Below are 11,362 nucleotides of genomic sequence, written 5' to 3'. Positions count from 1 at the left end.
ACCCTGTCGCCGACTCTGAGCATCACCGACAACGTCGCCGGTGTTGCCAATGGCCCTGTGACCTTCACCTTTACCTTCACAGAAGCCGTCACCGGCTTCAGCGCCGATGACATCAGCGTCAGCAACGGCAGCAAAGGCACCTTCACCAGCGTCGATGGCCAGACCTACAGCCTGGTCGTCACCCCTGCAGGCAACAGCACAGGCAATATCACTGTGAATGTGCCAGCAGGTGCAGCCACCGACTCAGCGGGCAACCCAACCCTTGCGGCACAAGCTCAACAAGCCATTGATACGGTTGCGCCAAGCGTTGTAATCAGCACCAACGACAGCAATCTCTCGGTCGGAGAAGCCACGACCCTGACCTTCACCTTTAGTGAGGCAGTCACCGGCTTTACCGCAAGCGATATCAACCCGTCGGGCGGCACTATCAGTAATTTGGTGCAGTCCGCTGGCAACCCAGCCATATGGACAGCAACCTTCACATCGACTGGTGGCGGTTCGCCTAGCGTCAGTCTGCCTGCTGGCAGCTATACAGACCTGGCCGACAATCCAGGCAGCGCCGGCAGCTTGAACCTCAACAGCGACCCAATTGCCATTAATGACAACTATCTGGTTTCCGGACTGGTTGGTCAGTACTTTGGCTACAGCGAAGGGGTCAATGGCGCCAATCTGACCAACCTCAGTCAGGTTGAAACCTTTATCAATGGCCGCGCGCCTACGGCAACCTTCACGGGCACCAACTTGAACTATGGCCCTATAGGTAACGGCGGCTTGGGCAATGGCTCGAACCTGCAGAACTTCCTCGGTGGCGATGCCTCAAGTCTGTCGAGTGACCCTGCCAGTACCTCTGATGCCATTATCAAGCTCAGCGGCCTAGTTAACCTGGCCGCTGGCAACTACCAATTCCGCGTAACGGCGGATGACGGATTCAGCATCCGCATCAATGGTCAGACGGTTGCCGAATACAACGGCAACCAGGGGTCAACCGCTCGCGAGTCCGTGATATTCGCTGTCCCCCAAGGCGGCGCGCAGCAATTCGAAATTATCTATTGGGATCAGGATGGCAATGCCCAACTGACCGTTGAATTGCGCCCTCAGGGCGGCGCCTACACAGTTCTTGGCGGTAGCTCGCTGCAACATGAGAACCCAGCACTGGTGACCAACGAGGATCAGGCTCTGACCATTACTCCAGCCACACTCCTGGGTAACGACAGCGATCCGGATGGCAATGCACTCAGCATCGTGAGTGTGCAAGGCGCGACCCACGGTACGGTCGCACTGGTTGGTGGTAATGTCGTGTTCACCCCCAATGCCAATTACAACGGCCCTGCTACCTTCACTTACACCGTGAGCGACGGCCAAGGCGGCCTTTCCTCGGCCACGGTGACCATTGGCATCAAGGCGATCAACGATGCGCCAGTTGCAGTTGCCGATAGCGTTACCACCAATGAGGACAGCCCGGTCACCATCAACGTGCTGACCAATGATACCGACGTCGATGGCGATAGCCTGACCGTCACAGGTGCCTCCGCCAACAATGGCACTGTGGTAATCAACGCGGACAACACCCTAAGTTTTACCCCTGCCAGCAACTTCAGTGGCACAGCGCTGATTCAGTACAGCATCTCTGATGGCAAGGGCGGCGCCTCAAGTGCCCAGGTTACCGTGACGGTGACGCCACAAGCAGATGCTCCATTGATATCACCTGTGGCGAATATCTTCGTGCTCAATCCGGGAGCCACGGTCATATCGACTGGCAGCGCCGATACGCCGATCAATGCCGCAGCGCTCAATGCCGGCGACGGCATCTCGCAAGCTAATCTGGAAGCGGAACTGGGCCTGGTTGCGGACTTTCTCGATAACCGCTTTAACCCAACCGGGCCGAATGTTAATCACAGCGGCAATGTCAACGTGGTGGACGGTAAAGTCACCTATGCCGACTACAATCTGGCCAGCGGTACTAAAGTCAGCTGGAGCTACGCATTCACTAATGGCGAGAACATCTCCAGCGAAGTACAGAATGGCTATAACGATCTAGTTGTATTGATCGTGACAGACCCGGCCGGTAACCGTAATGCCTTCCTGGTGGACTCATCAGAGTCCAAGTTTCCTAGCCTCACCAGTAACGGTACATTCAGTTATACCGCGACCCAGAATGGCAACTACAGCTTCAACTGGCTGGTACTCAATGGCCGGGATGGTCTCAAGGACTCGTCTCTGTCGTTACTGAGTACCAATTTCAGTCAGAGTGGCAACGCCACGCTCTACGGCGCGCCTATAGCGTTATCACTCGCAGCCCAACTGGTCGACAATGATGGCTCAGAGACACTAGGCCTGGTGCTTTCAGGCCTTCCAGCTGGCGCACGGCTGAGCGCGGGAGCCGACAATGGCAACGGCAGCTGGACGCTAACGAGCAGTGACCTGAACAACCTGCACCTGCTGCCGCCTGCGGGCTATACCGGCACGCTAAACCTGACTCTGTCCGGTACTGCGACGGAAACAGCCAACGGCCACACCGCCAGCAGCTCACAATCATTCAGCGTCACTGTCAGTGAGACCACCAACACGCTGACCAACGCCACCGCCGGTAACGACACCCTTACCGGCACAACTGGCAATGATCTGATTCGTGGTTACAACGGTAACGACACGCTCAACGGTGGCAATGGTGACGACCTGATCTACGGCGGTGCCGGTAATGACACGCTCAACGGCGGTGCCGATAACGACCATCTCTACGGTGGTGTTGGCGACGACACATTGAATGGCGGAACCGGCAACGATTTCCTCAATGGCGAAGCTGGTAACGACATCCTCAATGGCGAAGCGGGTGATGACATCCTGCGCGGCGGCCTCGGCAATGACACCCTTACTGGCGGTGCAGGTAAAGATCTGTTCCTCTGGCAGCGCGGTGATCTGGGCAATGACGTAATCAGGGACGTTACCCTCACCGGCAACTCGCGGGACACAATCGACCTGCGTGACCTGCTGCAAGGCGAGAATGACGGCAATATCCTCAATTACCTGCGCGTCGACACGGCTACGTCCACTCTGCAGATCAGCACTACCGGAGTAATCAATGCCACCGGCAGCAATGCGGATGTCACCATCAAGCTGGAAAACGGCGGCAACCCGGTCGATCTGTCCAGCTACGGCTCGACCTCTTCGCAGATCGTCAACTCGCTGATCGCCGGCGCAGACCCGATCATCAAAATCGACCACAGCTAATCAGCAAGAACCCCGCTACCATCCGCTAGCGGGGTTCTTCATTCAGGGCAGCCGATAGGGCAAGGAGTAGTCGATGTTGTACGTGCAACGCGATACCTGGGGCAATCTGCAACGGGTAGAGGCATCACCGTTCGAAGGCATGGATGGTGAGCTGGCCGCCGATGATCAGGAGGCGCTGGCCTGGTTTGCCAACCAGACGGTCGAGAGCAGCCTGCTGCAACTCCAGCAGAGCGATCTGGACATGATCCGGGTACTGGAAGACTTGATCACCGTGCTGATCCAGAAAGGGGTTGTGCGCATCACCGACTTGCCGGAAGCGGCACAGAGTAAGCTGGTAGGCCGCAGCAAGGCACGCGATGCCCTCGGCGGGTTGAATCGGCTGATCAATGACGATGAGTCTGGGTTGATCTGAAAATGTGAAAGCGAAGGCTTCACGGCTAAAACTGCGCCTACAGAGGATCGATGATCAGTCCGTAGGGCAATCTCTGACATACCTCAAGTCCAAAGACCCGGTTCGCTGAACAGGCGCCCCTGTACGCCTTCGATTCCCAAGTCGCGTAACACCAGCCACTCGCCGTCGGTTTCGACCCGCTCGGCAATCAGGGGCAGATCGATGCTGTTGGCTGCGCGCTGCATGGCCTCAATGAACAGTCGTTTGTCATTCTCAGTGTCGATGGCGCGGATATAGCTGCCATCCACCTTGAGGTAGCTGAGGCCAAGCTTGGCCAGGTTGCCGATCATGCTGAAACGCCCGCCGAAGTGCTGCAGCCCCAGGCTGAACCCGAGGCTGCGCAGGCGCACGGTTAGCGCCTCCAGGGTCACGGCATCGGGCAACTGATCTTCGTCCAGCTCCAGGGTCAGGCGCGCACCCAGATGCGCATGCTGCCGCAGCCGCTCATAGAGTTGCTGCAACGCCTGCGGATCACGAATGGTGCTGCCGGAGAGGCTCAGCGCAACACAACTGCTGTTGCTCCGCAGCTGCGCCAAGACCCAGTCGAGCATGGCCAGATCGAGACGAGTGGCCCAGCCGAAACGCTCCAGCCAGGGCAGAAAACGCCCCGCCGGTACCGGGTTGTTCTGCTCATCGAGCAAGCGCGCCAGCACCTTGAGGTGCAGCACCCGCGCCGGATCAACCGCACTGACCACCGGCTGCACGTACAGCTGGAAACGCCCTTGCTTAAGCGCTCGATCCAACAGGCCATGCCAGCTCTGCCGTTCATCGGCGGCAGGCCGCTGTGCGTCGTGTTCGCTACAGGCCCAGCTCTGCAGGTTCTGACTGCTGGCCTGAGCCAACGCCGCATCCAGCGCCGCGTAAAGCGCAGCGGGCCGATCGCCCGGGGCGAAGGCCGTCATGCCGATATGCGCGACCGGCAAGCAGTCGCTGGCAGCGGTCTGCTGCAAGCTGGCCAGGGCGCCGTCCAGACTCTCGGCCAATTGCTCCGCTTCACCACGCTCGAGGCCGGCGGCCAACACGGCAAACTCGCCGCCGCGGTTGCGCGCCAGCAGGTAGCGACCCTGGCTGATTTGTTGCAACTGCACGGCGATGGCCTTGAGCAACTGGTCGGTGCGCTGACCGCCCAGGCGCTGGTTGAGCCCGGCCAGGTCATTGACCCGCAGCAGCAGCATGAAGCCGCTACAGGCTTGCTCATCGACACCCAGGCGCGCCTGCAACTGCAGGTCGAAGTAGCGCCGGTTATCCAGGCCGGTGAGGCTGTCCTGATAGGCCTCGGCGCGCAGTTTCTCGCTGCGCGCCGCTTCCTCGGCGAACAGCGCCTTGAGCTTCTCCACCATCTGGTTCATGGCATTGACCACCCGACGAAACTCGGGAGTCTTGGGCAGCTCGGGCAGGCTGAGAAACTCTCGGCGGGCGATGGCATTCGACTGTTCGACCAGATAGTCCAGCGGACGCAACTGACGCTTGAGCAGCAATACCCCCAAGGCAATGCACAACAACCCGCTCAAGGCCAACCACAACAGGATACCGAGGGCGCTTTGCCAGAGTTTGCCGACGGCGAACAGCGGGTGACTCACCACCTGTACCCGCGCCGCTTGACGCCAGCCGTCGCTGACGATGGCATCGCCGCTGGCCGGCGCCAGATCAACCAGACGGGCGAACCATTGCGGTGCTTCCCCGCTGACCGGCACACCAGTGCGCTCAACCATCACCTGCCCACTCTCTGAGTCGAGCACCCTGATGCTCTCGAAGTAACCGCTGTCGAAAATCGAACTGACCATCAGCTCGACCATCGCCACATCCTGGATATGCGGGCTCAGCGACAGGCCCAGGGCGGTCGCCGCATCCTGGGCATGGGCCCGCAACTGGTTGACCTGCTGTTCGCGGGAACTCTCCACGCTGACCAGAAAACTGCCGGTGAAACTCACCAGCATCAGCGCGCAGATGGCGATAAACAACTGCTTGAACAGTGACATGAACGACTCCTTCCGGCCCGTGTCAGGGAAACCCCTCGGCCCGCATCTTTTTCAACAGATCCTGCCAGCGCGACAACCGCTTGCTGTCCCCGACTTGCTTGCCGCCTCCCTTGCCGGGCAGCCACAGCCCCTCGGCGTTGAAGGCATAGACCGGCACCAGGTCGGCGCGGCGATTGGCCGGCTCGATGGCGTCGATCAGGTTGTCCAGCACCAGCGGCATGGCCAGAGGATGTTGGTAATAGGTGAGCACCATGTGCGCCTGATTCAAACGCACCGCCTTGACGTAGGTGATGCGCAGCTTCTCACTCGGCACACCCAGCTGGCGCAGGCTGAAGTACTTGGCGAGGGCATAATCCTCGCAGTCGGCGGCCCCCTGAAACAGCGCCTCGACGGGAGTGGCCCAGTAATCTTTGACCTTCCATATCTGGATATCGTCGCGAAAGCGCAGACGCAGATTGAAGAAGCGGTTGACCGCTTGCAGCTGTTCCATTTCGCTGACGTCAGCCTGCTCCTGGAGCAATCGTTGCCAATCATCGATGCGGCCACGGCCCTGTCCAAGCGGCCCGTACAATTGCTCGGCACGCTTGCTGATCAGGTTGAAATCCCAGTCGGCCTGCAACCCAGCGGAAATTAGCAACACGGCCGCCAGCCAGGCCGCCAGCCATGGCCAGCGACGACACTCGCGCACAACTTCGATACGACCAGTCTGCAAACTGAGGATTCCACACGTCAGGCCTGCGCCATGTTGCGGGCGACGCAGACAAAACACAATTGCCAACTGCCATCATGCGGGGAAACGTACGAGAGAGCGGTTCTGGAACCGCCGCCGGCGCAACCGATGCACGCAACGTAACGGCCAGTTCAAGGATGTGGCGAGCCGGACAAAGCGCCAGGACTGGCGCAGCCCTGGCGATCGAAAGAAAGCGTGGATGGATAAAGTCAGCGCTGCGGGCGCAGCTGATGCACGCTCAACCAGCGTGCCGTGCCCAGAACATGATCGGGCACACGCCACGGACTGACCGTTGGCGTGCGCCGCTGCGGCCTGCTAGTTGCGGCGACTCTCCCAGCCGCGCCGATCATCGCTGCGCGGGCCTTGGCCACGCGGTTGCCGGTTCGACGAGCGCTGCTGCCGATCATGCTGATCAAGCCGCTTGCCGTTCCACCCCTGGCGCGGTTGCGCCGCGCGGTAGTCTTGGCCGCGCTGATCGCGACGGCCCGTATAGCGCTGATCGCGGCGCCCGTCATGGCGCTGTTCTGCGCGCCGGTCGTGGTTGTAATAACGCGTCTGCGGTGCCGGAAGGTAGCGGCGCTGGTCATGCCGAGGGGCGTCATAACGACGCTGGACGTGACGACGGTCGTCGTACCCGTAATGCCGCGGCGCGACATATACCGGGTAACGCTGCACCCGATAATCGCCACCCGAATAATAGTGGCGGTCATAACCCGAATAGCGATGGCCATAACCGTCGCCATAGACCGCGCAACCGGTTAAAAACAGCCCCAACAGCGCAATAAGCATAAATTTATAGGGCATGGAGACCTCCGCGAGCACAAGAAGAGGAAGGCCAGCGACTGCTGGCCTTCAGGGTACTCTCAAAAAGTTGGACAACGCCCCTGCGGGGAAAGTGCCGGATGGCCAGCGGCCGCCGGGAAAGCGCCGCGGAGCTCAGCCACCTGGGTGGCTGGCGCGCCTAGTCGAACAAGCAACCGCCAGAACACACCGTCGCCATGGCCAAGCAGAACCGACCGGTGACGCCATGGCAATTGCACGCTAGCATGGCGCCATCACTCATAAAGCAGAACCTTGCATGTCATCAGCTTCCTCGACGGCCAGCCAACGTCCTCTGGTTCTACTGCTGCTGGTGCTGCTCGGCTGCGGCTTTCTCGCCACCTCGCTGGCCAGCTACTACGCCGCACTCGAGTCGATCCGCGACAATATCGTCAACACCGAGTTGCCGCTGACCTCCGACAACGTCTACTCGGAAATCCAGAAAGACCTGGTTCGCCCCGTGCTGATCTCCTCGATGATGGCCCGCGACACCTTCGTCCGCGACTGGGTCATGGCCGGCGAACAGGACGTCGAACAGATGACCCGCTATCTGCGCGAGGTGCAAGAGCATTACGGCACCGTCACCAGCTTCTTCGTCTCCGACCAGAGCCATACCTACTACCAGGTCAAGGGCGTGCTCAAGCAGGTCGAGCCACAGGCGCCGCGTGACAGTTGGTACTTCCGGGTGCGCGACATGCAGGAGCCCTACGAAATCAATGTCGATGTCGACATGGCCAACCAGGATCGCCTGACGGTTTTCATCAATTACAAGGTGTTCGACTACGACCAGCGCTTTATCGGCGCCACCGGCGTCGGCCTGACCGTGGATGCGGTGGTTCAGCTGATCGATGACTACCAGGCGCGCTACGAGCGCAGCGTGTACTTCGTCGACCGCGACGGCCGCATCGTCCTCACCGGCGCCACGGGCGGGCCAATGGGCGCCCAGGTCGGCCAGTCGCTGCGCGACCTTGCCGGGTTGGAAGAACTCCAGGCGAAACTGCCACAGCCAAAAACGGGCAACTTCGAGTATCAGGAACATGGCAGCGGCCACTTTCTCAACGTGCGCTTCATTCCCGAACTGGACTGGTACCTGTTCGTCGACAAGCGCGAAACCGGTGCCCTGGCCGGCATTCGCCAGTCGCTATACCTGAACCTGCTGATCTGCCTGGTGGTTACCGCCATCGTGCTCACCCTGGTCAATATCGCCCTGCGCCGCTACCAGGCACGCATCGCCACCCTGGCCACCACCGACCAACTCACCGAACTGCCCAATCGCCGTGGCTTCGACCTGCTGGCCAACCAGGCGATCCAGGAAGCGCGGCGTAACCCCAGCCCTCTCTGCGCCCTGCTGCTCGACCTCGACAATTTCAAGGCTCTCAACGACAACCACGGCCATCTGGCCGGCGACGAAGTGCTGCGCGGTTTCGCCAACAAGCTGCGCGACAACCTGCGCCAGTCCGACATCATCTGCCGCTGGGGCGGTGAAGAATTTATCCTCCTGCTCAAGGACACCTCGCCCGAGCAAGCACGCCTGCTCGCCGAGAAAATCCGCCAGCAGACCGAGCACGGCAGTTTCAGCTACCAAGGCGCCAGCCTGCCCATCACCACCAGCATTGGCCTGGCCGAGCTACATGCGGACGACTCGCTCAGCGAGTTGCTCGCCCGCGCCGACCGCGCCCTCTACCGCGCCAAACAGGCCGGGCGTAACCGCACCTGCGAAGCCGGCGCATGAATACCAGCCAGTGTCCGCGCTGTGGTCAGCGCAACCAGTGCGTCCAAGCCGAGTCCGCGACACCGGTGAGCGACTGCTGGTGTTTCAGCGCAGGTATCGACCCCGCAGTGCTCGACAACTTGCCGCCCGAGCAGCGCAACCGCGCCTGCCTGTGCCCCCGCTGCGCCCAGGGGTTGGTGCCGAGTACAACGCCGCCAGCCGCCGACTAGCCATGCGCCTCGACCGTTTCCTCAGCAACCTGCCGCGCTTCAACCGCCAGGACGTGCGCCAACTGCTCGCCAGTGGCCGCGTGCGCGTGGATGGCCAGGTCAACCGCGACAGTCACGCCGAAGTCCGCGTCTTCAGCCGGGTCGAACTGGATGATCAGGTGCTGCAGGCCGGCAAGGCCGCACGCTACTTCATGCTGCACAAGCCGCTCGGCGTGGTCAGCGCCACCGAGCACCCCGAACACCGCACCGTACTCGACCTGCTCGACGAGACGGACAAGCACGAACTGCATCTGGCCGGACGCCTCGACCTCAACACCAGTGGCCTACTGCTGATCACCAACGACGGCCAGTGGTCGCGCCGGGTGACCGCCCCGCAAGGCAAACAGCCCAAGGTCTATCGGGTCGAGACCGAACAGCCGATCGACCCGGCCTGCATCGAGGTGTTCGCCCAGGGTCTGTACTTCCGCTTCGAGGATCTGCTTACCCAGCCCGCCGAGCTGCAGATCCTCGCCCCGCGCCAGGCCCGCCTGACCCTCTACGAAGGCCGCTACCATCAGGTCAAGCGCATGTTCGGCCACTTCCAGAACAAGGTCGTCGGCCTGCACCGCCTGAGCATGGGCGCAATCACCCTGGATGAACGCCTCTGCCCCGGCCAGTACCGCGCCCTGACGGCTGCCGAGATCGCCTGTTTCTGAGGCGACCGACGGCTATTTCGCTGCGAGTCACAATACTTAGCGCTAGCCGACAAACGGTAATGGACTAGCCAATTAAAGGCTTGCCACGACTAGGGGCCACTGCTTAAATCGAGCCGCAAGGTCTTCAAGTGACCGACGAGTCACCGAGGCTATCCAAGCGTTCTTTCGGTTGTCTGCGCACTGCGCGAAATGGGTTCCTGCCTGGTTACAAGACGCCCTCCAACACCTCGACAAAGGTTGGAGCGGATGCTCTATTTCAGCCCTAACTGATTGAAAATAAATAACTTATAAAAACACCCAGCCTGACATTCGCTTGTCATGTCCAGGCGCTTTCCTACTGTCCTACGTTGCTTGCCCAGTAGACGGCTACGCCGCCTGCCACGCCTAACTTGCGCCAGGAGGAAACAACATGAAGCCAGCTATCGCTGTCGTCGATGTTCACGGGGGCCACAAGGTACACACGGAGTTTTACCCAAGCCGCACCGCACGCAAGACCATCATCCTGGTCAACGGCTCGCTGGCCACCACCGCGGCCTTCGCCCAGACGCTCAAGTACCTGCACCCGCAGTTCAACGTGGTGCTCTACGATCAGCCCTACGCCGGCCAATCCAAACCGTACAACAGCCACACCCGGCCGATCGGCAAGGAAGACGAGGCGCACATCCTCCTCGACCTGATCGAGCACTTCCGTGCCGACTACCTGCAATCCTTCTCCTGGGGAGGCGTCGCCGCCATGCTGGCCCTGGCGCAACGCCCGGCCCGCATCGAAAAAGCGGTGATCGCCTCGTTCTCACCGCTGCTCAACGCGCCGATGCTCGACTACCTGGAAAAGGGCCTCAACTACCTGCACGCCGTGGACGGCAGCAACCTCGGCCACCTGGTCAACAACAGCATCGGCAAACACCTGCCGTCGCTGTTCAAGCGCTTCAACCATCGCCACATCGCCAGCCTGGACGAGCACGAGTACCGGCAGATGTTCGCCCACGTCAACCAGGTGGTGCACATGGAAAGCCACTGCCAGATGGAATGTCTGGCGGCGATCGAGATCCCGCTGCTGTTCGTCAATGGCGAGCGCGATGAATACACCTCGCCGGCAGACGTGCGCGTGTTCGCCGAGCACCTCAGCGACTGCACGTTTGCCATCATCGACAATGCCGGACACTTCCTCGACATGGAACACAAAGCCGCGTGGCAGCAAAGCCGGGAGGTGTTGCTGGGCTTCCTGCACCGCCAGCCGCAACGCCAAACCGGCTACCGGCCGCTGCTCGACATGCCGCACGCACTGGCCATCTGAGCCACACTCAAGTCCGTCCGCACCGAGCCGCAACAAAAAGCACTCGGCGCGGGCTTCATTTCAGCCGCGACTTCCGGTATAAAGGCACCCCCAAGCGGGCGTCGTATAATGGCATTACTCCAGCTTCCCAAGCTGATAACGAGGGTTCGATTCCCTTCGCCCGCTCCAGAACCCCATGATTAAAGCCCTGTTCTTACAGGGCTTTTTCGTTCTCAGCTGCCGCTT

The 11,362-nt window shown here is 60.8% G+C and carries 9 protein-coding genes and 1 tRNA gene; 7 read left to right on the top strand and 3 right to left on the bottom strand.

Going from position 1 to position 11,362, the window contains the following annotated elements:
• Together P8H27_RS16160 and P8H27_RS16155 are read left to right on the top strand one after the other, a co-directional pair.
• Positions 1-3,228, top strand: a 3,228-nt coding sequence (locus P8H27_RS16160; RefSeq protein ID WP_289638635.1) for a tandem-95 repeat protein, incomplete at its 5' end; no start/stop codon positions are given.
• Positions 3,229-3,301: 73 nt separating this feature from the next.
• Positions 3,302-3,640, top strand: a complete 339-nt coding sequence (locus P8H27_RS16155) for a tryptophan synthase subunit beta (RefSeq protein ID WP_289638634.1) — start codon at positions 3,302-3,304, stop codon at positions 3,638-3,640.
• An 83-nt stretch (positions 3,641-3,723) separates the two neighbouring features.
• Here P8H27_RS16155 and lapD read toward each other — a convergent pair whose 3' ends face one another.
• The 3 genes from lapD to P8H27_RS16140 all read right to left on the bottom strand — a co-directional run bounded on the left by lapD (position 3,724) and on the right by P8H27_RS16140 (position 7,192).
• The gene (lapD, locus tag P8H27_RS16150) at positions 3,724-5,658 is read right to left on the bottom strand and encodes a cyclic di-GMP receptor LapD (protein ID WP_289638633.1); all 1,935 of its coding nucleotides are present in this window, start codon (positions 5,656-5,658) and stop codon (positions 3,724-3,726) included.
• Between the two features lie 22 nt (positions 5,659-5,680).
• On the bottom strand, positions 5,681-6,319 hold the full coding sequence (gene lapG / locus P8H27_RS16145; protein WP_289638641.1) for a cysteine protease LapG: 639 nt from the start codon (positions 6,317-6,319) through the stop codon (positions 5,681-5,683).
• Between the two features lie 384 nt (positions 6,320-6,703).
• A complete protein-coding gene (locus tag P8H27_RS16140) occupies positions 6,704-7,192 on the bottom strand; it encodes a hypothetical protein (protein ID WP_289638632.1) in 489 nt (162 codons plus the stop codon).
• Positions 7,193-7,466: 274 nt separating this feature from the next.
• Between P8H27_RS16140 and P8H27_RS16135 the strand changes: the two genes are divergently transcribed.
• The 5 genes from P8H27_RS16135 to P8H27_RS16115 all read left to right on the top strand — a co-directional run bounded on the left by P8H27_RS16135 (position 7,467) and on the right by P8H27_RS16115 (position 11,305).
• Positions 7,467-8,939: a sensor domain-containing diguanylate cyclase gene (locus tag P8H27_RS16135; protein ID WP_289638631.1), complete on the top strand. Its 1,473-nt coding sequence runs from the start codon at positions 7,467-7,469 to the stop codon at positions 8,937-8,939.
• A complete protein-coding gene (locus P8H27_RS16130; protein WP_289638630.1) occupies positions 8,936-9,148 on the top strand; it encodes a cysteine-rich CWC family protein in 213 nt (70 codons plus the stop codon). The genes P8H27_RS16135 and P8H27_RS16130 overlap by 4 nt, the downstream gene beginning before the upstream one ends.
• A gap of 2 nt (positions 9,149-9,150) precedes the next feature.
• A complete protein-coding gene (locus P8H27_RS16125) occupies positions 9,151-9,843 on the top strand; it encodes a pseudouridine synthase (RefSeq protein ID WP_289638629.1) in 693 nt (230 codons plus the stop codon).
• A gap of 409 nt (positions 9,844-10,252) precedes the next feature.
• Positions 10,253-11,137: an alpha/beta fold hydrolase gene (locus P8H27_RS16120; protein WP_289638628.1), complete on the top strand. Its 885-nt coding sequence runs from the start codon at positions 10,253-10,255 to the stop codon at positions 11,135-11,137.
• Between the two features lie 94 nt (positions 11,138-11,231).
• Positions 11,232-11,305 (top strand) — tRNA-Gly (locus tag P8H27_RS16115).
• The last annotated feature ends 57 nt before the right edge of the window (positions 11,306-11,362 follow it).

Origin of the sequence: Pseudomonas sp. sp1636, from assembly GCF_030376615.1 — a bacterium.
Taxonomy (GTDB): domain Bacteria; phylum Pseudomonadota; class Gammaproteobacteria; order Pseudomonadales; family Pseudomonadaceae; genus Aquipseudomonas.
The sequence above is the reverse complement of the archived record's forward strand: the minus strand, read 5'-3'. Positions and strand labels throughout refer to the sequence as shown.